Annotated in this window: 28 protein-coding genes; 17 read left to right on the forward strand and 11 right to left on the reverse strand. The window is 57.4% G+C overall.

The features are described from left to right. Window positions 1-157: 157 nt before the first annotated feature. Window positions 158-1,447, forward strand: a complete 1,290-nt coding sequence (locus tag HMPREF3178_RS24435; RefSeq protein WP_017145055.1) for a DUF445 domain-containing protein — start codon at window positions 158-160, stop codon at window positions 1,445-1,447. Between the two features lie 214 nt (window positions 1,448-1,661). Continuing rightward, a complete protein-coding gene (gene mdtM, locus HMPREF3178_RS24440; RefSeq protein ID WP_004108596.1) occupies window positions 1,662-2,906 on the forward strand; it encodes a multidrug efflux MFS transporter MdtM in 1,245 nt (414 codons plus the stop codon). Window positions 2,907-2,915: 9 nt separating this feature from the next. On the opposite strand, the gene HMPREF3178_RS24445 is transcribed toward mdtM, so the two are convergent. Further along, entirely contained in the window at window positions 2,916-3,542 is a 627-nt protein-coding gene (locus HMPREF3178_RS24445; RefSeq protein ID WP_004108598.1) for an IbrB-like domain-containing protein, read from the reverse strand. Next, window positions 3,542-4,753, reverse strand: a complete 1,212-nt coding sequence (locus HMPREF3178_RS24450) for a phosphoadenosine phosphosulfate reductase (RefSeq protein ID WP_017145056.1) — start codon at window positions 4,751-4,753, stop codon at window positions 3,542-3,544. Before HMPREF3178_RS24450 ends, HMPREF3178_RS24445 begins: the two co-directional genes overlap by 1 nt. 372 nt (window positions 4,754-5,125) lie before the next feature. Between HMPREF3178_RS24450 and HMPREF3178_RS24455 the strand changes: the two genes are divergently transcribed. The 4 genes from HMPREF3178_RS24455 (at window position 5,126) to HMPREF3178_RS24470 (ending at window position 7,626) form a co-directional block, all read left to right on the forward strand. Further along, window positions 5,126-5,365, forward strand: coding sequence for a DUF2164 domain-containing protein (locus HMPREF3178_RS24455; RefSeq protein ID WP_004108602.1), 240 nt, complete (start codon window positions 5,126-5,128; stop codon window positions 5,363-5,365). 82 nt (window positions 5,366-5,447) lie between these two features. Beyond that, window positions 5,448-6,599 carry a double-cubane-cluster-containing anaerobic reductase gene (locus HMPREF3178_RS24460; protein ID WP_017145057.1) on the forward strand — a complete coding sequence of 384 codons (1,152 nt, stop codon included), beginning with the start codon at window positions 5,448-5,450 and terminating at the stop codon, window positions 6,597-6,599. An 8-nt stretch (window positions 6,600-6,607) separates the two neighbouring features. After that, the gene (gene yjiL / locus HMPREF3178_RS24465; RefSeq protein WP_004110300.1) at window positions 6,608-7,375 is read left to right on the forward strand and encodes a putative 2-hydroxyacyl-CoA dehydratase activator YjiL; all 768 of its coding nucleotides are present in this window, start codon (window positions 6,608-6,610) and stop codon (window positions 7,373-7,375) included. Further along, a complete protein-coding gene (locus tag HMPREF3178_RS24470; protein WP_004108608.1) occupies window positions 7,372-7,626 on the forward strand; it encodes a putative Se/S carrier protein in 255 nt (84 codons plus the stop codon). Before yjiL ends, HMPREF3178_RS24470 begins: the two co-directional genes overlap by 4 nt. A gap of 104 nt (window positions 7,627-7,730) precedes the next feature. Here HMPREF3178_RS24470 and HMPREF3178_RS24475 read toward each other — a convergent pair whose 3' ends face one another. Genes HMPREF3178_RS24475 through HMPREF3178_RS24485 form a run of 3 tightly spaced genes read right to left on the reverse strand, consistent with a single transcriptional unit; the run spans window position 7,731 to window position 9,998 of the window. Continuing rightward, entirely contained in the window at window positions 7,731-8,834 is a 1,104-nt protein-coding gene (locus HMPREF3178_RS24475; RefSeq protein ID WP_004108610.1) for a M20 peptidase aminoacylase family protein, read from the reverse strand. A gap of 20 nt (window positions 8,835-8,854) precedes the next feature. Beyond that, window positions 8,855-9,322, reverse strand: coding sequence for a YjiG family protein (locus HMPREF3178_RS24480; RefSeq protein ID WP_004108612.1), 468 nt, complete (start codon window positions 9,320-9,322; stop codon window positions 8,855-8,857). Beyond that, window positions 9,315-9,998 (reverse strand): nucleoside recognition domain-containing protein, encoded by a 684-nt coding sequence (locus HMPREF3178_RS24485; RefSeq protein WP_004108614.1) that lies wholly within the window; start codon window positions 9,996-9,998, stop codon window positions 9,315-9,317. The genes HMPREF3178_RS24480 and HMPREF3178_RS24485 overlap by 8 nt, the downstream gene beginning before the upstream one ends. A gap of 310 nt (window positions 9,999-10,308) precedes the next feature. Here HMPREF3178_RS24485 and HMPREF3178_RS24490 point away from each other — a divergent pair, with 310 nt between their 5' ends. Further along, window positions 10,309-11,223 carry a LysR family transcriptional regulator gene (locus HMPREF3178_RS24490; protein ID WP_004108616.1) on the forward strand — a complete coding sequence of 305 codons (915 nt, stop codon included), beginning with the start codon at window positions 10,309-10,311 and terminating at the stop codon, window positions 11,221-11,223. Between the two features lie 2 nt (window positions 11,224-11,225). On the opposite strand, the gene HMPREF3178_RS24495 is transcribed toward HMPREF3178_RS24490, so the two are convergent. The 4 genes from HMPREF3178_RS24495 to HMPREF3178_RS24510 all read right to left on the reverse strand — a co-directional run bounded on the left by HMPREF3178_RS24495 (window position 11,226) and on the right by HMPREF3178_RS24510 (window position 14,198). Beyond that, complete coding sequence (locus tag HMPREF3178_RS24495; RefSeq protein ID WP_004098265.1) at window positions 11,226-12,290, reverse strand: DUF2955 domain-containing protein; 1,065 nt, start codon at window positions 12,288-12,290, stop codon at window positions 11,226-11,228. After that, window positions 12,280-13,347 (reverse strand): HlyD family secretion protein, encoded by a 1,068-nt coding sequence (locus HMPREF3178_RS24500; RefSeq protein ID WP_004108624.1) that lies wholly within the window; start codon window positions 13,345-13,347, stop codon window positions 12,280-12,282. Before HMPREF3178_RS24500 ends, HMPREF3178_RS24495 begins: the two co-directional genes overlap by 11 nt. A gap of 6 nt (window positions 13,348-13,353) precedes the next feature. Continuing rightward, a complete protein-coding gene (locus HMPREF3178_RS24505) occupies window positions 13,354-13,818 on the reverse strand; it encodes a MarR family winged helix-turn-helix transcriptional regulator (protein ID WP_004108626.1) in 465 nt (154 codons plus the stop codon). Window positions 13,819-14,033: 215 nt separating this feature from the next. Then, window positions 14,034-14,198, reverse strand: a complete 165-nt coding sequence (locus HMPREF3178_RS24510; protein ID WP_004108628.1) for a DUF1127 domain-containing protein — start codon at window positions 14,196-14,198, stop codon at window positions 14,034-14,036. 177 nt (window positions 14,199-14,375) lie between these two features. Between HMPREF3178_RS24510 and HMPREF3178_RS24515 the strand changes: the two genes are divergently transcribed. The 3 genes from HMPREF3178_RS24515 (at window position 14,376) to HMPREF3178_RS24525 (ending at window position 18,516) form a co-directional block, all read left to right on the forward strand. After that, window positions 14,376-15,800: an aminotransferase-like domain-containing protein gene (locus HMPREF3178_RS24515; protein ID WP_004108631.1), complete on the forward strand. Its 1,425-nt coding sequence runs from the start codon at window positions 14,376-14,378 to the stop codon at window positions 15,798-15,800. A gap of 464 nt (window positions 15,801-16,264) precedes the next feature. Beyond that, window positions 16,265-17,176 (forward strand): acetamidase/formamidase family protein, encoded by a 912-nt coding sequence (locus tag HMPREF3178_RS24520; RefSeq protein WP_017145059.1) that lies wholly within the window; start codon window positions 16,265-16,267, stop codon window positions 17,174-17,176. Further along, window positions 17,173-18,516 (forward strand): APC family permease, encoded by a 1,344-nt coding sequence (locus HMPREF3178_RS24525; RefSeq protein WP_017145060.1) that lies wholly within the window; start codon window positions 17,173-17,175, stop codon window positions 18,514-18,516. The genes HMPREF3178_RS24520 and HMPREF3178_RS24525 overlap by 4 nt, the downstream gene beginning before the upstream one ends. A 160-nt stretch (window positions 18,517-18,676) precedes the next feature. Here HMPREF3178_RS24525 and HMPREF3178_RS24530 read toward each other — a convergent pair whose 3' ends face one another. Further along, a complete protein-coding gene (locus tag HMPREF3178_RS24530) occupies window positions 18,677-19,120 on the reverse strand; it encodes a FosA family fosfomycin resistance glutathione transferase (protein ID WP_017145061.1) in 444 nt (147 codons plus the stop codon). Then, entirely contained in the window at window positions 19,114-20,022 is a 909-nt protein-coding gene (locus HMPREF3178_RS24535; protein ID WP_017145062.1) for a LysR family transcriptional regulator, read from the reverse strand. The genes HMPREF3178_RS24530 and HMPREF3178_RS24535 overlap by 7 nt, the downstream gene beginning before the upstream one ends. Window positions 20,023-20,109: 87 nt before the next feature. On the opposite strand from HMPREF3178_RS24535, the gene HMPREF3178_RS24540 reads away from it, so the two are divergent. The 7 genes from HMPREF3178_RS24540 to HMPREF3178_RS31940 all read left to right on the forward strand — a co-directional run. Next, a complete protein-coding gene (locus HMPREF3178_RS24540) occupies window positions 20,110-20,892 on the forward strand; it encodes an NAD(P)H-dependent oxidoreductase (RefSeq protein ID WP_004108645.1) in 783 nt (260 codons plus the stop codon). A 147-nt stretch (window positions 20,893-21,039) separates the two neighbouring features. Next, window positions 21,040-21,624: a TetR/AcrR family transcriptional regulator gene (locus HMPREF3178_RS24545; protein ID WP_004108647.1), complete on the forward strand. Its 585-nt coding sequence runs from the start codon at window positions 21,040-21,042 to the stop codon at window positions 21,622-21,624. Between the two features lie 17 nt (window positions 21,625-21,641). Continuing rightward, the gene (locus HMPREF3178_RS24550; protein WP_004108658.1) at window positions 21,642-22,442 is read left to right on the forward strand and encodes a winged helix-turn-helix domain-containing protein; all 801 of its coding nucleotides are present in this window, start codon (window positions 21,642-21,644) and stop codon (window positions 22,440-22,442) included. Beyond that, entirely contained in the window at window positions 22,439-22,957 is a 519-nt protein-coding gene (locus HMPREF3178_RS24555) for a FidL-like protein (RefSeq protein ID WP_004108661.1), read from the forward strand. Before HMPREF3178_RS24550 ends, HMPREF3178_RS24555 begins: the two co-directional genes overlap by 4 nt. A 405-nt stretch (window positions 22,958-23,362) precedes the next feature. Then, window positions 23,363-23,641: a BMC domain-containing protein gene (locus tag HMPREF3178_RS24560; RefSeq protein WP_004098239.1), complete on the forward strand. Its 279-nt coding sequence runs from the start codon at window positions 23,363-23,365 to the stop codon at window positions 23,639-23,641. A gap of 17 nt (window positions 23,642-23,658) precedes the next feature. Beyond that, a complete protein-coding gene (locus HMPREF3178_RS24565; RefSeq protein WP_004108664.1) occupies window positions 23,659-23,943 on the forward strand; it encodes a BMC domain-containing protein in 285 nt (94 codons plus the stop codon). 15 nt (window positions 23,944-23,958) lie between these two features. Further along, window positions 23,959-24,115: BMC domain-containing protein (locus HMPREF3178_RS31940; RefSeq protein WP_228705150.1), on the forward strand; the 157-nt coding region annotated here is incomplete at its 3' end.

Genomic DNA, 24,115 nt, shown 5'->3' on the forward strand with positions numbered 1-24,115 from the left:
CAGACGGTTAAATTGCTATACCGTCATTTCATATCATCAATGGTGCTCACGATGCCCACTCTTAGCTAGCTAAGCGCCACGGGAAATAAGTCTCAGGCAAATAAAGTCCCACCCCTCCCGCTCAATCAGTTTTTGCACGAGTTCGCCGTCAGGCTATATGCTTAGACCTATGGAAAAACTCGCGGAACTGAAACGCGCCAAGCTGCTGGCGCTCTCGCTGCTGCTGATTGCAGTCGCCATTTTTATCACTACCCTCGTGCTGCCGCCGACGCCATGGGTCGGTGCGCTAAAGGCTATTTCCGAAGCGGCGATGGTGGGCGCGCTGGCGGACTGGTTCGCGGTGGTTGCGCTGTTTCGCCGCATTCCGCTGCCGTTCGTGTCGCGACATACGGCAATTATCCCGCGTAATAAAGACCGAATTGCCGACAATCTCGGCTATTTCGTGCAGGAAAAATTTCTCGATACGCCCTCGCTGGTCGCGCTGATCCGCCGCTACGAACCGGCGCTGATGCTCGGCAACTGGTTCAGCCAGCCGGAAAACGCGCGTCGGGTCGGTCAGCATCTGCTGCAGGTGATGAGCGGCTTTCTCGAGCTTACCGACGACGCGCGCATTCAGCGCCTGCTGCGTCGTGCGGTGCATAAAGCGATTGATAAGGTCGATTTAACCCAAACCAGCGCCATGATGCTGGAAGGATTGACGCGCGATAACCGCCATCAGAAACTGCTGGATTCGCTGATTAGCCAGCTGATCGCCCTGCTCCAGCGCGACAGCTCGCGGGCGTTTATTGCCCGCGGTATCGTGCACTGGCTGGAGATCGAGCATCCGCTTAAAGCCAGGCTACTGCCTACCGAATGGCTGGGCGAGCACAGCGCTGAAATGGTTACCGATGCGGTTAACACGCTGCTCGACGAAGTCAGTCAGGATCGCGCTCATCAGATCCGCCAGGCCTTCGATCGCGCGGCGCTCAAGCTGATCGATAACCTGAAGTCCGATCCGCAGATGGCGGAAAAAGCGGACAGTATCAAAGCGTATCTGAAAAATGATGAGACGTTTAACCGCTATCTGGGCGAAGTGTGGGCCGACCTGCGCGGTTGGGTCAAAAACGACGTCAATAGTGAGGATTCACGCATTAAACAGCGCATTGCCGAAGCCGGGCAGTGGTTTGGCGAAACGCTGCTCCACGATGAAGCGCTGCGCGAATCGCTGAACGAACATCTCGAGCAGGCGGCGCACCGGGTGGCACCGGAGTTTGCCACCTTCCTGACGCGCCATATCAGCGATACGGTCAAAAGCTGGGATTCCCGCGATATGTCGCGGCAAATCGAACTGAATATCGGGAAGGATCTGCAGTTTATCCGTATTAACGGCACGCTGGTTGGCGGCACCATCGGTCTGCTGCTGTGGCTGTTTTCACAAATTCCGTCGCTGCTGCATTTACATATTTAATTCAACTTTCTGTTTTAAAAGTATTTCTTCCATAAATACATATTAACCACTAAAAAAACAGGGATTTTTAAGTTGACCCTAAATTTATTGCAGTGTGAAGTGCTGAAACAGCGGGCACCGGCTAAGCGCGTACCGCTGTTTTAACACGCAAGCTCAGGATAGATTCGCCCCTTTCCGATCGTCGTTGCGTAGAGACTCAACAAGGAGCCCACCGATGTTGCAATGGATGACCCGTTTTTTCGCCCGCCATTCCGCCACGCTGTTCTTTCCGGCGGCGCTGATCCTGTATGACTTTGCCGCCTATCTGACCACCGACCTTATTCAACCGGGGATTATCCACGTTGTGCGCGATTTTGACGCCGACGTGGCGCTGGCTCCCGCCTCGGTCAGTCTGTATATGGCCGGTGGCATGGCGCTACAGTGGCTGCTCGGGCCGCTCTCCGATCGTATCGGCCGCCGTCCGGTGCTGCTCACCGGCGCGCTGATCTTTACCCTGGCCTGCGTAGCGACCCTGTTCACCACCTCAATGGAGCAGTTCCTCGCGGCGCGTTTTGTTCAGGGCACCAGCATCTGCTTTATCGCCACGGTCGGCTACGTCACCGTGCAGGAGGCATTTGGCCAGACAAAAGCCATTAAGCTGATGGCGATTATTACCTCGATCGTGCTGATCGCGCCGATCATTGGTCCGCTTTCCGGCGCCGCGTTGATGCATTTCGTGCACTGGAAGGTGCTGTTCGGGATCATTGCGGCGATGGGGTTTATTGCCTGGCTGGGTCTGCTGCTGAACATGCCGGAAACCGTCCGCCGCGGCGACGTTCCCTTCAGCGCCAGCGGCGTACTGCGCGATTTTCGCGATGTCTTCCGCAACCGCATTTTCCTGTTCGGCGCCGCCACGCTCTCGCTCAGCTATATTCCGCTGATGAGCTGGGTTGCGGTCTCGCCGGTTATCCTGATTGACGACGGCGGACTGACCACCGCCGAGTTTGCCTGGACCCAGGTACCGGTCTTCAGCGCAGTGATTATTGCCAACCTGTCGGTAGCGCGCTGGGTCAAAGACCCCACCCGCCCACGCTTTATCTGGCGCGCGGTGCCCATCCAGATGACCGGGCTGGCGATCCTGATCCTCGGCAACCTGCTGTGGCCGCACGTCTGGCTGTGGTCGGTGATCGGCACCTGCTTTTACGCTTTCGGCATTGGCCTGATCTTCCCGACGCTGTTCCGCTTTACCCTGTTTTCCAACGATCTGCCAAAGGGCACCGTTTCCGCGTCGCTGAATATCGTGATCCTCAGCGTCAGCGCACTTTCTATCGAAGCGGCGCGCTGGCTGTGGTTTAACGGCGGCAGGCTGCCGTTCCATCTGCTGGGGGTAACGGCAGGGATCGCGGCCGCGTGCTGTCTGGCGGGGCTGTTAAGCCGGATACGCCAGCGTCCCGAAGCCATGCTGGCACAGCAGGAGTAGCGAAAGGCGCTACTCCACGGTCCAGGCTTCGCTAAAGCTCTCGTCGGCGAACAGCTCCGTCAGGCCGCTGATCTGTTTCAGACGCAGCACCTCATCAGCATCCATACCGAGCTCTTCGCCGATGCGCCGATCGTCCCAGCCCTGACGATGTAAATCGCGGACGATATCGGACATCGCCGCGATCTGGTGTTTACCCCTGGCGCGATTATGGCGAATAGTGGCGGCGATACGCTCTTTCTGCCCCTCGCGCTCAGCATTGATAAGCGTCACCGGGAGATAACCATGCAGACGCCGGCTCAGCTCCGGGCGGCTCTTCCCAATCAGGTGGCGATGAAAACCATCCACCACCAGGTGCCGTCGCTGCTGGCGAGCCACCACTACCGGTTGGGTAAAACCATCCAGTTCGATAGATCGTTCCAGAAGCTTTTTTTCCACCGTCGCCATCACGTTAGGATTGTAGTCATTCGCCTCAACCGTTTTGGCTTCAACCCACAGCACGCAGTCCACCGGCTCGCGGCAGAACGGGCTGTGCTGGTGGATCAGGCTCTTCAGCTCGTTAATCGCTTTGATTTTCAGGTCAACATCGTCAAACGACTCGAGATATTCAATCACTGTCTTAGCCACATCCGGTGACATCAGAGCGTCCTCCACTCTTTACGTTTGTTACTCATCAGTCGACAGTAGCGCTCATAGTGCTTAGGCTGCGTCGGGCTGAACGACAGCATCCGGCACCAGAAATCGTTTTTCAGCAGCGTCTTACAGATGCGGCGCCATGAAGGGATATCGCGATAGCCGAGATCTTTTTCCTGCTCATCGGGGATATCGTCGGGAAACCCGCGGGTCTGGTACCAGTGCAGATAAATAGCGATTTTATTACGGTAATGCTCGGCGGTTTTTTCCGGCATGCTGTCGAGCAGAAAGAGCGCATACTCGCGCCAGCTAAAATGCGCCGGTTTGCGGATTTTGGTCTTCAGCGCAAAGTAGTCGCCGCTGGCGTTGGCATAAATCGCACCGCTGTGCGCGCCGCATACGCGTCGGCACATCCGCTCCCAGGTCTCCGGCTCAAGAATGTGATACAGCCACAGCCCGCGCCGCTGCTCGGGGCCGAAGGGTTCGCAGACGCGCATATTTTTTAGCGGCACCCCGGCGCGATACATCAGGTCATAAAGCGGGTTGTAGGGGAGTCGTGACTTATGATTAAAGATCCAGATGTCGCGGGTCCGCCAGTCATAAAGGGGATAGCAGGTATAGCTAAATCCCTCCGGCGAGGCGGTCGTCCACGGCTTATCTTCCTCAAAGCGCAGTTTGGTCTGCGAGGTAAGCGCCATGTAGCGATGCAGCGACTCGTCGGTGCGGATGCCGATAAGCGAAGCAAGACTTCTACCCGCGGCCAGCCAGTGGGAAAAGGCCGGAATAAACGCTTCAAAGGTCATTTCCGGCTGATAAAAAGGAAAAAAACCGGCATCGGTGATGGCATCCTCGGGCGGCTGCCTCACCCATTCAACCCCGGCCCGCCAGGCGACCCATTCCGGCTCATGCTGCGATACGCCGCTCACCGTCGTCATCGGCAGCGCCACCCAATAGAAGCGGCTCACCACATCCTGATAGCGCTCTTTCATATTTTGCACGTGCTGGATGGTTAATAAATACTGCGCCTCCCAGTCCACGAACAGCACCGCAAATTTTTTCCCTTTTTTACGCGCAACGGCTGCCGCCAGATGAAATAATACCGTTGAATCTTTACCGCCGGAAAAAGATAAACAGACCTGCTCGAAGGTATCAAATACCCAATCCAGGCGCATCAGAGCAGCGTCAAAAACATTCATATCCAGTTTTACGCGTTTCATCCTTCACCCCTGATAAATGAATCGCCGTCAGAATATACTTATAGAAAAAATCCGTAAGCCAGATAACCTGAAAACAGGTCTATAGATTATTCATCCAGATACCGCATGCTGAAAAAAGGCGAGCGCAACTAAATGTTATTCACACCATGAAAAACATGTTATCTCATTTAAATTCATGAAGTTATGAGAATCGCTCTTATTGTCTTCATTTTAACGAGAATACTGTGATCTCAGTCACAATTAGCTCCTGAGCGATTTAATCAACCTCCTTCGTTATGGCCAAAAACATCACGCCATATCACAACTGACTCCCCGCGATCGGATATAATCAGCAGCCCTGTTTAACCGTAACAATATTGATTAAGGAACGCTATGAGCGATATAGATCTCAGCCCGCCGCAACGCGATCTGCTACGCGAAAAGCTGTATAAATACTGCCAGGAGAATTTTGAACTGGAACTGGAGCAATTTGACGCGGAATTTTTTGTCGACTTTATCGCGAAAGAGCTGGGTCCAATGTTTTATAACGCCGGGATTGATGCGGCCATCGCCACCCACCTTGCATGGAGCGATCGAATTCAGGAAGAGATGGATCTGAAAAAAGTCTATTAGCGGAAGATCAATAAATACCCATACAAAATGTGGCTATAATGCGACCTCTTTCATCATCTCCCGTGTACGGGGAAGGAAAACCATGTCGCTTATCACCGATCTACCCGCCATTTTTGACCACTTCTCTTCAGCCCGCCAGCAGGGTTTCCTCACGGTCATGGAGCTTAAAGAGCAAAATATTCCTCTGGTTGGCACCTACTGCACCTTTATGCCGCAGGAGATCCCGTTGGCCGCGGGCGCGGTGGTGGTGTCGCTGTGTTCCACCTCCGACGAGACGATTGAAGAGGCCGAAAAGGATCTGCCGCGCAACCTCTGTCCGCTGATAAAAAGCAGCTACGGTTTTGGCAAGACCGACAAATGCCCCTACTTCTACTTTTCCGACCTCGTGGTGGGCGAAACCACCTGCGATGGCAAAAAGAAAATGTATGAATACATGGCTGAATTCAAAGCCGTACATGTGATGCAGCTGCCGAACAGCGCCAGCGATGATGCCTCGCGAGCGCTGTGGAAAGCGGAAATCCTGCGCCTGCAAAAGGCGGTGGAAGATCGCTTTGGTACGCCGATCACCGAAGCCTCCCTGCGCGACGCGATTATCCTCAAGAACCGCGAAAGGCGGGCGCTGGCGAACTTTTATCGCGTCGGCCAGCTCAATCCGCCCGCGCTCAGCGGTAGCGATATTTTAAAAGTGGTCTACGGTGCGACCTTTCGCTTCGATAAAGCGGCGCTAATCGATGAACTCAACGGCATGGCCGATCGGGTGCGTCTGCAGTGGCAAGAGGGGAAAGGGCTGGAGGCGCGGCCGCGTATTCTGATCACCGGCTGCCCGATCGGCGGGGCGGCGGAAAAAGTGGTGAAGGCCATTGAAGACAACGGCGGCTGGGTGGTCGGTTTTGAAAACTGCACCGGCGCGAAAGCCACCGAGCGCTGCGTGGAGGAGACTGGCGACGTTTACGACGCCCTGACCGATAAGTATCTCGCTATCGGCTGCTCCTGCATCTCGCCGAACGACCAGCGCCTGGATCTGCTCAGCCAGATGGTGGACGAGTATCAGGCAGACGGCGTGGTGGATGTTATTTTGCAGGCCTGCCATACCTATGCGGTGGAATCGCTGGCGATAAAACGCCACGTGCGCCAGCAGCACAACATCCCCTACATCGCCATTGAGACCGACTATTCGACGGCGGATATCGGTCAGCTCAGCACCCGCGTGGCGGCCTTCATTGAGATGCTTTAGGAGCGCGCGTGACAGTTACCGTAGGGATTGATTCCGGATCGACCGCCACCAAAGGCATCCTGCTCGACGACGGCGTGATTCAGCGCCGCTTTCTCTGCCCGACGCCGTTTCGCCCCGCCGACGCCATCGTTGAGGCGTGGGAAACGCTCCGCGCTGGGCTAAGCGAGCCCCCCTTTTTAACCTTAACCGGCTACGGACGCCAACTGGTGGATTTCGCCGATAAGCAGGTCACCGAGATCTCGTGCCACGGACTCGGCGCACGCCTGCTGGCCCCGCAGACTCGCACGGTCATCGATATCGGCGGCCAGGACAGTAAGGTTATCCAGCTGGACGAGGCGGGTAATCTGACTGATTTCCTGATGAATGATAAATGCGCGGCGGGCACCGGGCGCTTCCTGGAGGTGATTTCGCGTACGCTGGGGGCCAGCGTCGAGCAGCTCGACAGCATCACCGATGGTATTGAGCCCCATGCGATTACCAGCATGTGTACGGTATTTGCCGAATCGGAGGTCATTAGCCTGCGTTCGGCCGGGGTGCCGCCGGAGGCGATCCTCGCCGGGGTGATCAACGCCATGGCCCGACGCAGCGCCAATTTTATCGGCCGTCTGTCGGCGCAGGGCCCGCTACTGTTTACCGGCGGCGTCAGCCACTGCGCGGCCTTCGCGCGGAGGCTGGAGGGGCACGTGGGTATGGAGGTACAGACGCATCCCGACGCACAGTTTGCCGGGGCGATCGGCGCGGCGCTGATCGGTTTACGTCAGAGGAGCCGCCGGTGACGGAATATCTGTTTTTATTTCACTCAACGGTGGGGGTGGTGCGAATGCGTAAAGCCCTGCAGGCGGCGGGCATGACCTTCCGGGTGAAGGATATTCCGCGCCAGCTGCGCGGCGGCTGCGGGCTTTGCATCTATCTGAGCTGTGAGCCGGGCGAAGAGCAGAGGTGGATTCTCCCCGGCCAGACGGAAGCTCTGTTTCGCGTGGCCGGGGATGATTATCAGCTGCTGGCTCAGTTTCCGCAGCAGGCGTAACCAGGGCGTGAATCATCGCCCGGCGGCGTACAGCGAGCGCAATCACCGTTTGTATGCCGGGTACCGCCCGGCGTGAAACGAGCGCAAGGTCGGGATTTATCCTCTCATCCCAGCAGCTGGCGAATGCAGGATTTAAACACCCGCACGCCATCCGCCAGCGCGGCGCGATCGAAGTGCATCTCCGGATGATGCAGCCCCGGCAGCAGGTCGCAGCCCAGCCCCCAGAACCCGCCCTTCACCTGTGGACGCAGGCGCAGGTAGTGGAAAAAGTCCTCGCTGCCCGGCGTACTCTTCGCTGCCGTTAAGCCGGCTTCGCCAAACGTTTCCCGAATCGCCTGGCTGACGATAGCCGTGGCCTGTTCATCGATAATCGCGGCAGGCATCTCCTTGACGATCTGGATATCGACGGTGGCGCCGTAAGCGGCCGCGCTACTCTCTATCGCCCGTACCACCCGCTCTTTCAGCATCGCCATACCGTCATTTTCCGCGCTGCGCAAATCCCAGCACACGTGCGCTTTCGCCGGCACCGAATTGGTTACCCCCGCATCGCACAGGAAGCGAGTCGCTTTTGCGCTCCAGGTCAGCGAAGGCGCCAGATGAATGCCGTTTACCGCTTGCACCGCGTGCGACGCGGCATCCAGCGCGTTAACGCCCAGATGAGGCCGGGCGGCATGTGCGGCTTTGCCGTGAAAGTCGGCCATCACCGTCGCCGAGGCGGAGTAGTACATCGCCGGCGCCGCCTTGCCCTTCGGACACTCCTCCAGCGGCCTGAGGTGGAAGCCGAACAGCATCTCCACGTCGTCCAGCACGCCCGCTTCCGTCAGCGCGATCGCCCCTGTACCCAGCTCTTCGGCAGGCTGAAAGAGTATTTTCAGCTTCCCGCGTTTTACCAGCCCCTCGGCGAGGATCTCTTCCGCGGCGGTCAACACCACCGAAGAGTGCCCGTCATGGCCACAGGTATGGCGAGCCTCCAGGCGGCCATCAATCATATGGCCCAGCGCATCCATATCCGCCCGCAGCGCCACGACCGGCCCCGGCTTACCGCTATCCAGCAGCGCAACAATGCCGGTGGTACCGCCGACGTTGCGCTGCACCTGAAACCCCGCGGCTTCTAATGCATCGCCGATGTATGCCGACGTTTTGTACTCCTCAAAGCCCAGTTCAGGAATTTGGTGCAGATAATTGAAATGCTCTAAAGTTCGCGACACGTTTGACTCCTTGCCTTCTATTATGCAATCACGCGCATGACCAGCATGGCGATGACGGCATTGATAATGCTCACCGCCATCAGCAGCGGCCAATATTTTTTCGGGACATCCGCCACGCCGAGCAGGCGCCCCATGTACTGAAGCTGCGACCCCATAAGGAAAATCGCCGGGATCAGAATCGTGATATCCGCCACGTTGAGGGTGCCTTTGCTCAACAGGCTCACCGCCACGCCGGTTCCCGCCGAGGCGGAAAGCCAGGAGGTCAGCAGCACGGTAATCGCTTCGCCCGGCAGGCCGAACAGGCCCATCAGCGGCGCGCAGACGTGGCCGATTATCTGCATCACGCCGAGCAAATTCAGCATCTCGGCGATCACGTAAGCCATTAATACATTCGGCATCAGATTGTTGATGGCGATATTAAATCCTTTACGCGCGCCGATAACGAAAATATCGAACGGGTTACTGGAGACTTTTGCCGAATTATTCATTTTCAAAATCGCCTTTATAAGCAGTATTCAGTACCAGACGGGTGATTGCCGCGCCGACGAATTTCAGCACAAACATTAATAGCAGCGGAATAATGATAGGAATGGTTAACGAAGCGAAAAGCGCTGAACCAATCGAGAAATAGTTATTTATCAGACCGGCGCCGGAATATTGCCAGGCCCCCATAATGACCAGATCCTTACGGTTTATTTTCTTGCTGTCATACAGCTCTTTGGTTAGCGCAGCACCAGCATCGGTACTCTGTAAATCGGTAATCAGCGCCAGTCCGGTATAACCCGGGATCCCGAGCAGCGGGCGCAGCAGCGGCGTCAGCAGTTTGTGCGCGGCGCGAATCGCGCCGTAATGGGTAAATATCTCCAGCAGCCCCAGCGCCAGCATCACCGTGGGCACCAGCGATAGCGCAAACAGAAAACCGGCCTTGGCGCTGATGCCGCCGCTGCCGATAAAGGTGTTGGTTTCCGGCGTTTTCATGGTGCCGAACGCACCGCCGAGAGTGGTAAAGTCAAATGCCCCCAGCCAGGCCATCCCCTCCACTTTAAACAGCAGCCCGGAGAAAACTAATAATACGATGACCAGTGAAATCCAGGCCCCGGGCCCGACTTTCCACTCATTTGTCGTTTCGTCGGAGGAACATTCCAACGTTTTATTTTCACTCATACCCTGTCCTCACATAATGAAATGTTAGTGCGATTGTTTGCAATTTGAAATTATGTCAATTTATTGTTATTCAAATTTATTATTTCGGCTGATAAGCTTTTCCATATTCCCTCAGTCAGTACCATCACGATTTCTTATTCTTCGACTTCCTGAGCCTTGCAAACTTAATAGCAAGCCGGGAATAAGCGATGAGATTTTTCCTCCCTGCCAGTTTTTGTCCGAATTACGATTATCTATAACTCGTCGGGATGATAAATACCTGTGAAAGGGTGTTATTGTTGACCTGAGGTCAACAAAGGAGTGAGAAACGATGTTGCATGAGAGGCCTATGAGCTATCTGTATGAAGTCGGGATTCAGGGAGGCATTCGCCGGGCCGCCGATATGCTGGGGATTAATCCGTCAGTCATCAGCCGCCAGATAGCGCAGCTGGAACGGGCGCTGGAGCTACCTCTGCTGGAGCGGCAGGGACGAAACGTGGTGCTCACCGAAGCAGGGCGTCTGCTGGCGGAGGACTACTACGAAAGCCGTCAGCGCCGGGAAAAGCTGGAAAGTCACCTGAAGGATTTACGCCATATGCGCGGCGGGACTATCTCGGTGAGGATTGGCGGCGGGCTGGTCACCACCTTTATTGAATCAGTGATGAGCACCTTTTCTCAGTCCTGGCCTAACGTGTTCGTGGATATTATTGTCGGCAGCATGCAGGAGATGCTCAACGATATCGCCAGCGGCGAAGCGGATATGGCGGTCGCCTTCGGCCCCATCGGCAACCCTGAGCTTAAACGCCACAGCTTTCAGTGGGGCCCCATCTGCGCGGTGGTCTCTCCTGAGCATCCCATCGCTGCCCTGCCCGCCGTCACTATCGATGAGCTCACACACTATCGCCTGATCGCGCTCACCGACAGCTTTGGCCTGCAGCGCCATATGAACGCCATGTTTAAAACTGCAGGACGGCAGTTTCACCCGGCCTATCGCTGCAACCTCTTTTCGACCGCCATGAGCCTGAGCCAGGCGGGATTAGGCGTCTCTTTTATGACCGCATACGCCGCCCGGGAGGCGATCGCCCACGGTATTCTGCGGGCGGTTCCTATCGACCATCCTATTGCCAGCAGCGCCCAGTGCCATCTGCTACGCAACTCCGATCGCCGCTTTTCCCCGGCGGCGCATCATATGTGGCGGCTGTTGCATAACGCTTTTCGCGATGCGCAGCGGGCGCTGGCGGCCTGAGCTTATTCGGTCACCACGAACCGGGTTGGCGCAAAGCAGTTCAGCAGCCGATGCATAAGAAAGACCATGGTCAGCGTAACGATCAGCGCCACGGTCACGGAGGTAATGCGGTACAGATCGCTGAACACCAGGTCCTGGTCCGGATGCAGGTTCTGGCCGAACATGATGCCAATAGTGGTGATGCTGGCGAAGCCAACGCCTGCCCCCACCTTCTCCATCACGTGCAGCCGGGCGCTAAACGCCAGCCCCAGCCCAATCAACGGCATCATCAGCACCATATGGTTGCTGAAGTCGTAGATAATCAGCTGCACCACCAGGATATAAAGGCAGGCCAGCACCACCCCCACCACGCGCCAGATCGAGCTGATCACCGCGCCGCGATAGTGCATCGGGAACAGAATTAAGATGCCCGCCATCAGCGCCGACAGCGAGTCGCTCAGATCGCAGACCTGAAAAATCACAAAGATCATCGTCGCCACGCTGCCGGAAAGCAGCGATTCGTGGCGGATACGCGCGGCATCTTTTTCAATGCGCGGCGGCGGCTTGCGCGGTTCAACGTCCGGGATGAAGTAGTTCAGCAGCGCGCTGAGCGCCACCGCCATCACGCAGGCCTCCATATTGGAGAACATCAGCGTGTGCCAGTTGCTGGTGGGATAGCTCATAAAGTTGAGCATCGTGCTTTGACACACCACGCCCATCGACCCCAGCAGAAACAGCGGCCCCTGGCTCATAAAGCGAAAGCGCATCACGTACAGGCCAAACACCACCAGCGTCATGATGACCGGCCACTGCGATAAATAGCCGACGATTAACACCATTTCGACGCAGTTCACCGCCGCACTGAACACAAACTGCCGCGCCACGTGGCGGTTAAACACCGGCACCAGCGACAGCAGCATCAGCGGATAAACCACGAAGAAGACGCCGTACTGCACGTCATAGAAAGTTGATATGCTCAGCGCGATAGTACCGGCCACGGCGATACGCAAGGTCTGGCGAAAATCGTTCGCCGTGTAGACGATGTTGCCGTGCGGGGTGAAGACCCGCGCCAGGGTATTAATAGACATAGTGCAGGAAGCTCACCAGATGGATCTGCGCGCCGGCGAAGGTACGGGCGAACGGGCCATCGCTGTTATAGAGCTGTACCGTGGCGCGGGCGCCGGTGGGCAGCGGCTTATCCAGCGGCTCGTCCAGAGCGACGTGAATGCGCATGCGCTGCGCGTCGCGCACCCAGCGGGTGGATTGCTCCGGCTGCGATAGCTGGCCGTTAACTTCTTCTTGTCCAGCCAGAATACCGGCATCGCTGCTGGTGACGTGCGCCGGGAAGACTTTGCCCGGCAGCGCATCGAACACCACCGCGGCATCGGTATTCACGCCGGTGTGGCGCAGGCTCTTCTCGCGGAAATCGGCGACGATATCGGTCTGATTGCTCACCAGCGCCAGCAGCGGCGTGGCGGCGGTGGCGTACAGACCAGGGTTAAGCTGCAGGTTGCTCACCATCCCGTCAGTCTCCGCGCGGACCTTCGTCCAGCCGAGGTTAAGCTGCGCCTCTTCCAGCGCGTTGCGGTACTTCTGCAGCGTGACGTTGCGCCCATCGTCGCGCTCGCCGCGCTGGATCAGCAGATTGTGGATACTAGCGTTGAGCGCGCTGACCGACTGTTCGCTGGTCTGCCAGGTGGTGCGCACTTTATCCAGATCCGACTGGGAAACGTTCTGCATGGTGCTCAGACGCTGATAGCGATCGAACGTGACCTTATCGTTGCGCGCGGTGTACTGGGCGGTACGAAGGTTGGCGCGGGCAGAAGCGATCTGCGCGTCCAGCTGCTGGTTACTGAGTTTCGCCTGTTCAAGCGCGATCTGCGCCGCTTCCACTTTATTGATAAACGGCGTTGGATCCAGTTCATAGAGCAGATCGCCCTTCTTCACCTGGCTGTTGTTATGCACATAGACATGGGAGACATAGCCGGAGACGCGCGACGAGACCGGCGTGACCACGCGCATCACGGTGGAATCCGGCGTGAGCGGGATCCAGATATCGGCAACGATAAACCAGGCGAATATGACCAGGAAGGCGGCAATACTCACCCTTACCCAGCGGGCAAATTTCTGTTCAGGGGTCATCATAGTGTTTTAGATCTTGTTATCTTCTTCGCGGATAGTCCGCAGATTGCAGGCGATTTGATTTAACGTGGCGCTAAAGGCGGCGAGCTGCGCTTCAGGGAGGGTTTCGGTGACGCGCTGTTGATAGGCCTCAATCACGCGGTTCAGCTTCTCCAGAATAGCGCGGCCTTCCGTCGTCAGCGTCAGCAGGCGTATGCGTTTGTCATAAGGCGATGTTGAACGCAGCAGATAGCCCTGCTTTTCCAGCTGCGTGAGGGTGCGCATCAGCGGCGGCAGTTCAATGCCCTGCACCTCCGCCAGCTCGCTGACCGAGACGTTATCCCCCAGTTGGTGCAGCTGCATCAGCACCGTCCAGCTTGACTGGGTCAGGCCGGTGTCGGTGATGGCAGAATCAATAATCGCGCGCCACTGGCGCACCACCATCGCCATGCGCATGCCCATCGGGCGGCGGGCAAACAGGTCGTCTTCGGTCATTTTACTTTCCTCACTTAGCTGTGAAGAAAATAATACTTATCACGATAAGTATCAAGAAACGAAGAGTGGATAAGCATGAATTGATAAATTATGTGAATGTATCATCCCCGGTCGCGCTCACGCTTACCGGGGCTACAGCTCTGCGCGGTATGGTAGCCCGGACAGGCGCGTCAAGCGCCGCCTCCGGGAAAATGCCGGGTAAAAAATCGCACTTTTTAATTGATCTGATCCCGACGCAGCCCGACATCTTTTAGCTGTTCGTCGCTCATACGCTGCAATGTTCTGCGCGTTTGCTCACGAAGCCACCACTTTTTGAACGCCCGCGCCAGAAATACGAAGCCGATAAACGGCTGTCTTGCCCGATTTTCGTGAAATTCCATCCTCTACCTCCTCACCTTGCCAGAGGCTTTATCTTCACGGATCCGCGGCCAAACAATACAGATTCACAAAATACTTTTCTTTAACATACAGATTCGCTAAAACGTACAGCAGACCTCACTTTTACCGCCAATCTGTACTGGTTTATTGATCTGTATGGCGACGATCAAGGATACAGCATGACCCGCTATCAACATCTGGCCAGCCTGCTGGCAGAACGCATCGAACAGGGGCTGTATCGCCCCGGCGAAAAGCTGCCGTCGGTGCGCAGCCTGAGCCAGGAGCACGGCGTCAGCATCAGCACCGTTCAGCAAGCCTACCAGACGCTGGAACAGCAGCAGCTGATCGTACCGCAGCCGCGTTCCGGCTATTTTGTAGCCCCGCGTAAAGCACAGCCGCCGGTGCCGCCGATGTCGCGGCCGGTCCAGCGCCCGGTAGAGATCACTCAGTGGGATCAGGTGCTGACCATGCTCGACGCCCGCCACGATAAATCGATTATCCCCTTCGGCGGCGGCTCGCCGGACGTCACCCAGCCAAGCCTGAAGCCTATCTGGCGCGAGCTGAGCCGGGCAATTCAGCACAACCTTAGCGAAGTTCTGAACTACGACGAGCTGGCCGGGCGTCGCGAGCTGCGCGAACAGATCGCCCGCCTGATGCTCGACGGCGGATCGGTGGTCACCGCCAACGATCTGGTACTTACCAGCGGCTGCCACAGCGCGCTGTCGCTGGCGCTGCTGTCGGTGTGTCAGCCCGGCGATATCGTCGCCGTCGAATCCCCTTGCTACTACGGCACCATGCAGATGCTGCGCGGATTAGGGCTAAAAACCATCGAGATCCCCACCGATCCGGAAACCGGGATCAGCATCGAGGCGTTAGAGCTGGCGCTGGAGCAGTGGCCGATCAAAGGGGTGATCCTGGTCCCCAACTGCAATAATCCGCTGGGATTTATCATGCCGGATGCCCGCAAGCGGGCGGCGCTGTGCCTCGCCCAGCGCCACGATATCGTTATCTTTGAGGATGATATCTACGGCGAGCTGGCAACCGAATACCCGCGCCCTCGCACGATCCATTCCTGGGATATCGACGGCCGGGTGATGCTCTGCAGTTCGTTTACCAAAACCATCGCTCCCGGCCTGCGCATCGGCTGGATTGCCCCCGGCCGTTATTACGATCGCCTGCTGCAGATGAAATATGCCGCCAGCGGTACCAACGTCCCCTCCACCCAACTGGCGGCCTGTAACTTTATTCGCGAAGGCCACTATCACCGCCACGTGCGAAGAATGCGGCAGATCTACCAGCGCAATATGGAGATCTACACCTGCTGGCTGCGGGAGTTTTTCCCCTGCGGGATCTGCGTTACCCGCCCGAAAGGCGGCTTTATGCTGTGGGTCGAGCTGCCGGAGCAGGTGGACATGGTCTGCGTCGCGAAGCAGCTGTGCCGGCTGAAAATCCAGGTCGCGCCGGGATCGCTGTTTTCCGCATCCGGGAAATACCGCAACTGCTTAAGGATCAACTGCGCTCTGCCGCCGATAGATAAACATAAAGAGGTGATGGTGCAGCTGGGCATGGCGGTGAAGGTGGCGATGGAGTGGGCGCCGGAGTGAGGTTATAGGCTGGTCCCGGTGGCGCTGCGTATGACCGGGCTACAGGTTCACCGCCGCCTACGGGCCTGTAGCCCGCTCGGGTGCGCCAGCACCGCCTCCGGTTTTCCCTCTTTGAGAGCCCAAATCCCTTGGTATTATCATCAATGCTCCCCCGGCATATTGCGCTAAATGACCAGCACGTAAATTTTCGCAGAGTAATCTGCTATATAAACGATTAATATCAGTAAATAATGAAAAAATGACAACCAGTAATAAAACATTGAACAGCCAAACAACTTAATAACCAGCATATAAAAATATTAGAATAAAATATTTAACCGCATGATTCATCAGCAAATATATATCATTTATTTTTGAAAAACCTGACCAGATTGCCTTCCTGTAATAATCCCGATAAATTCACTCCTTCCCCCTGCGGGAAACTCTAAATATAAAAACGCAACAATATAACCGGGATGAATGTCATGAAAATAACCAAAGACCAGGTGGTCTACGCCATGTCGCGCGATAACGCTCCTGTCGCTACCGTCAGCAGCGGAAGCGAAGTGCTGTTTGAAACGTGCGACTGCTTCTCCGACCAAATCACCTCCGCCGATGCCGTGTTCAACGAACTGGACTGGCAGCGTATCAACCCGGCGACCGGGCCGGTCTACGTCGAGGGCGCCGAGCCGGGTGATGCGCTCAAGGTCACCATCAAGCGCATTACCCTGACGAGCAATCAGGCGGTGATGGTCACCGCACCGCAGCTCGGAGTGATTGGCGATGAGCTTGATGCCCCGAAGGTCACCATTGTCCCGATTGAAAACGACCATGCCGTGCTGCCCGGCAACGTGCGCGTCCCGCTCAACCCGATGGTCGGCGTGATCGGCGTCGCGCCTGCCGGGGAAGCCATCTCCTGCGGCACACCGGATAGCCACGGCGGCAATATGGACTGCAAAATGATTACCGCCGACAGCACCCTATGGCTGCCGGTCAACGTTCCCGGCGCGCTGTTCGGGCTGGGGGATTTACACGCCGCGATGGGCGATGGCGAAGTTTCGGTTTGCGGTCTGGAAATCCCCGGCGAAGTGCTGGTCGAACTGACGGTGGTTAAAAACCGTCGCCTGCCGCTGCCGATGCTCGAAAACAGCGAGACCCTGTTTACCCTCGCTTCGGCACAGACGCTTGATGATGCCGCCGCCCTGGCCACCCGTAATATGGCGCATTTTATCGCCGACAATACCTCCCTGACGCTGGCTGAAGCGATCAGTATTCTGAGCATCGCCGGCGACCTGCAAATCTGTCAGGTGGTCGATCCGCTGAAAACCTGTCGCTATGCCTTACCGAAATCAGTGGCTGAACAGCTCTCCCTGAGCGTCGAAGGGGAGCATGCATGAGCGTTGAACAATTTGGCTATAAGCAGGAGCTGCATCGGGCGCTGACGTTCCGCGATCTGCTGGTCTACGGCATGATATTTATGGTGCCCATCGCGCCGTTTGGCGTCTTTGGCTACGTCTGGGACGGCGCGCAGGGCATGGTGGCGCTGGCTTATCTCATCGGTATGGTGGCGATGTTCTTTACCGCCATGAGCTACTGGTCGATGTCGCGCGCGTTCCCGGTCTCCGGATCGGTATACGCGTATGCCCAGCGCGGTATTCATCCGATTGTCGGCTTTTTTGCTGGCTGGCTGATCCTGCTGGACTATATTCTGGTGCCCTCGCTGCTCTATATCGTCAGCGCGGCGGCGCTGGCGCCTATGCTGCCTGGCGTGCCGGGCTGGCTGTGGATTGTCGGCTTTATTGCGATTAACAGCCTGATTAACCTGCGCGGCATTACCTTTACCGCGCGCGCCAATAACACGATTCTGATCGCGGAGATCGTGGTGCTGTCGGTGTTCGTCGTTCTCGGGCTGATTGCGCTCTACTCCGGCGCCGGGGCGGGCCATCTGACCCTCGACCCGCTCTATAACGCCGATAAGTTCAGCCTGCCGCTGGTGATGGGCGCGGTCTCCATCGCCGTGCTCTCGTTCCTCGGCTTCGACGGGATCTCCACGCTGTCCGAGGAAACGAAAGGCGGCGTGGATACCGTGGGTAAGGCGTCGCTGGGCGCGCTGATGCTGGTCGGTTCGCTGTTTATCCTGCAAACGTGGATTGCCGCCGATCTGGCGCAGGGCATGACGTTTAGCAGCCTCGATACCGCCTTCTACGATACCGCGAATCTGGCGGGCGGCGGCTGGCTGAAGTATGTCACCATGTGGTCGACGGTGATCTCCTGGGGGATTGCCAACGCCCTGGTGGCGCAGGCCGCCGTGTCGCGCATTCTGTTTGCGATGGCGCGCGACAAGCAGCTGCCGCAGCTGCTGGCAAAAGTGCACCCGCGGCTGAAAACGCCTTACGTTAGCACCCTGTTTGTGGCGCTGATTTCGCTGGCTTCCGGCCTCTGGTTCTACGGCGATATCGATAACCTCAGCCGTCTGGTGAACTTCGGCGCGCTGATGGGCTTCCTGGTGTTGCATATTGCGGTCATCAACCACTATCTGATCCGCAATAAGTCACGCAATCTGGTGATGCACCTGCTGTTCCCGGTGATTGGCCTGTGCATTATCGGCTTTGTGATTTATGAGATGGACGTGCAGGCCAAGGTGCTTGGGCTGAGCTGGCTGGCGGTTGGCGTGGTCTATTACCTGCTGATGCGCCTGGTGCTCAAGCGCAATGTGGAACTGAAGCTGGAAGGCTAGCGCGATTTATCTCCCCGGCTCGCGCTGCGCTTAGCCGGGCTACGGGTTCCCGGCCGTCTGCGAGCCGGTAGCCCGGACAAGGCGCGTCAGCGCCGCCTCCGGGGAAACAACGCGCAATGCAGCCTCCGCTTTTCCCCGGCTCGCGCTGCGCTTAGGCGGGCTACGGGTTCCCGGCCGCCTGTTCGTCCTCGCCAAAAAACACCATACCTTTATAGGGCTTCGCCCGGCACGCCGCCAGGCGCTGGGCGAGGTTGCCGACGTGCAGCTCCAGCTTGTGGCCGTCCGGATCGAGAAAATAGTGCGACGCGCCTTCGCTTTTATTGGTTTTCCAAACCGGAACGCCAGCCGCATTCAGCCGCCCGGCAAAAAGCGCGAAATCCGCCTCCGCAATGCTGAAAGCATAGTGGGTGTAGTCGCTCTCCTCCGGCGGGGTAACGCGCCGCTGAGGGTCCAGCGACAGGCACAGCCAGAGGTCGCCGCAGGAAAAATACGCGCCGTTATCCCAGCGCGCGCGCAGCGTCATTCCGGGCAGCTGCTGATAAAACGCCACGCTCGGCGCCAGCTGGCTGACCGCCAGAGTCAGATGGTTTAATCCGCTTAACATGGCTTCTCCTCTAATGACGTTACGATTTGCTGACGCAGCCACCGATGCGCCGGGTCGCGATGCCAGCGCTCGTGCCACAGCATCAACATATCAAATCCGGCGACCGCCAGCGGCGGTTCGACCACCGTCAGACCCGCAGCTCCGCTCACCAGCCGCTCCGGCAGCACCGCCACCAGCTCGCTATTGCGCAGCGTCTCCAGCATAAACAGGAAATGTGGCACGGAAAGGACAACTCGCCGCGCCAGACCGAGATTCGCCAGCGCGCTATCGGTCGCGGCGCTGAATCCTCCGCCGTCCGGCGAGACAATCACCTGTTCCAGCTGGCAGAACTGCGCCAGAGTTAACGCCGACTGCAGCGCCGGGTGCCCGGCCCGCCCGGCAAGCACGTAGCGTTCGTGGAACAACAAACGCTGATGCAGCGCGGGCGGTGCACCATCGCGCGTGTGAAAAAACAGATCCACTTCGTCGCGATCCGCCTGCTGAACCAGCCGCGAAGGCTGCAGCTCAAACAGCGCCAGACGGCTGGCCGGAGAGGCGATGCGCAGCGCGTTGAGCGCCGGCAGCAAAATCGCCGACGCCATATAGTCGGTCGCCGCCACCCGCCAGGTCTGCGCCGCCGTGGCCGGGTCAAAAGGCTGAACCGGCGCCACCGCCAGCTCCAGCGCCAGCAGCGCATCGCGCAGCGGCCCGCGCAGTTCATCGGCGCGGGCGGTGGGCTGCATTCCGCGTGGCCCCGGCAGCAGCAGCGGGTCGGCGAAAATTTCCCGCAGTCTCGCCAGTTGGACGCTAACCGACGGCTGCGACAGGTTGAGGCGCTGCGCCGCCCGGGTGACGTTATTTTCGCTAAGCAGGACGTGAAGCGTGCGTAGCAGATTGAGATCCAGACGCTGGAGATTAACCATGACTATACCTGTCATTAAAGTAATTCATTTCTACTATAGCGCCGCCAACTCTACTCTGCAGCTCTCCCTTATGCTGAGATGATTTCAATGAAAATATTACTGGTTTACGCCCATCCTGAACCGCGTTCGCTTAACGGCGCGCTGAAAGATTTTACCGTGCAACATCTACAAAACGCCGGTCACGACGTGCAGGTGTCCGATCTCTACGCCATGCGCTGGAAGGCGGGATTTGATGCCGACGACAGCAGCGCCCCGCCGGTGGGTGCAAGCTGGCGGGCGACGCGAGATTCGCAATATGCCTTCGCTCACGGCACGCAGAGCGCGGATATCGTGGGCGAACAGGAGAAGCTGCTGTGGGCCGATACGGTGATTTTCCAGTTCCCGCTGTGGTGGTTTTCACTGCCCGCCATCATGAAAGGCTGGATTGATCGGGTTTACGCTTACGGGTTTGCCTACGGCGTCGGCGAGCACAGCGATACGCACTGGGGCGATCGCTACGGCGAAGGCACGTTCGCGGGTAAACGGGCGATGCTGGTCGTTACCGCCGGCGGATGGGCGGAGCACTATGCTCCGCGTGGAATTAACGGGTCTATCGACGACATTCTGTTCCCCATTCAGCACGGGATGCTGTTCTATCCCGGATTTGAGGTGCTGCCGCCGGTGGTGTTCTACCGCACCGACAAACTCGATGAACAGCGCTTCGCCATCCTGCGCGAGGAGCTGGCCCGGCGGCTGGATACCCTCTCTGAAACGCCGCCCATTCCTTTCCGCCGTCAGAATCACGGCGACTATTTGATCCCCTCTCTGAACCTGCGTCCGGAGCTGGCGCCTGGAGAAAATGGCCTCGCTATCCACGTGAAGCCTATGTGAATCTCGGTGGGTGATATTCGCGGCGCGGCGAATATCACCACAATTCATAAGGTGAACTGTGAGCCTCCACGCAATAACGGCATCACGCCCCGCTACGCCCCTTCGCATATTGATAGCGATCAAGAATAATCATACCGTCTGGTCGGTATGATTCGGGCCATGAATATGGAAGCCCAACATCGTAAAAAAGATCCTGTCCGCCTGCATAAGCAACTGCTGGAATCCGCAGCCACTATCGCCGGTCGGGACGGTATCGCCTCGCTGTCGCTGAACGCCGTCGCGCGCGAAGCGGGCGTCAGCAAAGGCGGCTTACTGCACCATTTCCCCAACAAGCAGGCGCTGATTTTCGCTCTCTTTGCCCGTCTGCTGGCGATTATGGAAGAAGCGATTTCAGAGCTTATGGCCGCGGATAACGTCTCTTATGGCCGATTTACCCGCGCCTATCTGCGCTATCTGTCGGCGCCGGAACTCACGGACACCCAGGAGAGCCGCCAGCTGATGGTGCTGTCGCTGGCCATGCCGGATGAACCGGTGCTGCGAAAATGCTGGCGCGACTGGATGCTGGACCATCTGGCGAAAGGGGATGAACTGGACAATAGCCATACCGGCACGCTGGTGCGCTATGCGGCGGACGGCATCTGGCTATCGGAATTAACCGAGGGGCGCACCATGAGCCCCGGGCACCGGCAGTCGCTGGTCAGCGATTTGACGAAGATGACGCTTCCTGCGTGAAGCATGTTGAGGCCACGATGCGCTATAACATCCATGGCCGTCTTATTTATGATGCAATGGACGGCACGCTAACGTTACCGGGAAGCGATGAGGCGGACAGCCAGCTGTCCATCACCGCCAACGCGCTGCTGTGGTTCTTCCTGCGCCACACCGAGGTGGTCAGCCGCGACGAAGTGCTTAAAAAAGTCTGGGATGACAATGGGTTAACCTCATCCAACAGCAATCTCAATCAATATCTGAGCATGCTGCGCAAAACCTTTCGCCACTACGATATCGACAACATTATCGTCACCGTATCGCGCGGACTGCTGCAGCTCAATCCGGACCTCGCTATCGAGATGCTCGACGCCAGCCCGGAGCCGGAACCGGCGCCTGCGGCAGAAGCTGAGCCAGATCTGGCCACCGCCCCGGCAGAACAGAAGACCGTTTCCAGTCGCCACGCGCGCGGCACCTGCTGGTATCTGGCCGGCGGCTGCCTGCTCACCATCGCCCTGCTGCTGGTGGTCTGCAGTTTTCTCGGCGGCAGCACAGCGCACCCCATTACCCTGACGCAAATACGCCACAGCCAGTGCGAACTGCTGGCCAGCGATGAGATGCTGCGATCCGTTGCCGAAAGCGCCTACGGCAAGAATTTTGATGTTGTACGCCAACGCCTGAAGCTGGAGTGTAAGCCCGGCGAACGCTTCGTCTTCTTCTATGGCGACCGGCTGGAAACCAACGGTCTGGGCCGGGTGTTCCTCGCCCACTGCGCGATGCATGAAGATAACCCGTTCAGCTACTGCGATAACTATTTTTATTATTCATGGAAGCCGCAATGAGAATCGCCCCGCGCCCCTTTTTCGCCCTCTCCAGCCTGGTGTTTATTGCCGCCGCCGGGTTCTGCGCCTGGAAGCTGCTGCCGGTCGAAAACGGCGGGGTAATGAGCTGTTCGACAAAAGCGATTATGCGCTTTGAGAACATGGAGAAGGAGAACGTTAACGGCAATATCCATTTCAACTTTGCCGCCAACGGCAAAGGGTCGATGGTCGTTGAAGGCTACACCGATTCCGCCGCCGGCTGGCTTTACCTCCAGCGCTACGTCAAATTCAGCTACACCAGCAAGCGCATCTCCACCACCGAGCGCCACTATCGCATCAGCAAGTGGGAATCCAGCGCCTCGTCCATCGATGAGTCGCCGGACGTGATCTTCGACTACTTTATGCGCGAGATGTCCGACAGCCACGATGGCCTGTTCCTCAACGCACAGAAGCTCAATGAGAAAGCCATTCTTCTCAGCTCTATCAACTCCCCGCTCTACGTCTGCACGCTGAAGTCCGGCAGCAAGCTTGACTAAGCTCACACCCGCTTTTCCTTCCTCGCTTTCCCGTTAGTAAAACCGCACGTTTTGCATTTAGCCTGCCGAAGAAAACACGATCCTCCCCACACTTAGCATGGGAATAAATTACCCCCGATCTGCAATAAATTAGCAACTTATTAACATCAATCCGCCTCAGGCTAAATGGTGAAAAAAGCGCCACAATCGTCACTCAATCCGCCCTGCCATCGCAGCACAAATGCATAAATAAGCGCCTTAACCAATCTAAATCACAGAGTAAAAGACTAAAAATACCACGTCAGCAGATTTAAATTTCACTTCATTCGCCATTCCCTATAGTGAACCCCGAACGCCGCATCCGCGTCCTGACGCCGTTACGCGGTCGGTTTTCCGAATCACAAAACCTGTTCTGGAGGAGAAACCATGGGTGATGCATTAGGGCTTATCGAAACCAAAGGTCTGGTGGCCTGCATTGAAGCCGCGGATGCGATGTGTAAAGCCGCCAACGTCGAGCTGATTAGCTATGAAAACATCGGCTCGGGGCTGGTGACCGTCATGGTGAAGGGCGACGTCGGCGCAGTGAAAGCGGCTGTGGATTCCGGCGTGGAATCCGCGCAGCGCATCGGTGAAGTGGTGACCTCGCTGGTTATCGCTCGTCCGCATAACGACATCAACAAAATCGTCATTAAACACAAGGCCTGATGGCCAGGAGAACGCAAATGGGTGATGCATTAGGTCTGATCGAAACCAAAGGTCTGGTGGCCTGTATCGAAGCGGCGGATGCCATGTGTAAAGCCGCCAACGTTGAACTGATTGGCTATGAAAACGTCGGCTCCGGCCTCGTCACCGCGATGGTGAAGGGCGACGTCGGCGCGGTGAAAGCGGCGGTGGATTCCGGCGTCGAATCCGCGCAGCGCATCGGCGAAGTGGTGACTTCTCTGGTTATCGCCCGCCCGCATAACGACATCAACAAAATCGTCTCGCATTACAAAATCATAGATTAACCGGAGAAAAACCTGATGAAAGAAGCGCTAGGGCTTATCGAAACCAAAGGTCTGGTGGCCTGTATTGAAGCGGCGGATGCGATGTGCAAAGCCGCTAACGTTGAGCTGATTGGCTATGAAAACGTCGGCTCCGGCCTGGTCACCGCGATGGTGAAGGGCGACGTCGGCGCGG

The sequence above is a fragment of the Klebsiella sp. HMSC09D12 genome (genome assembly GCF_001808475.1).
Taxonomy (GTDB): domain Bacteria; phylum Pseudomonadota; class Gammaproteobacteria; order Enterobacterales; family Enterobacteriaceae; genus Klebsiella; species Klebsiella oxytoca.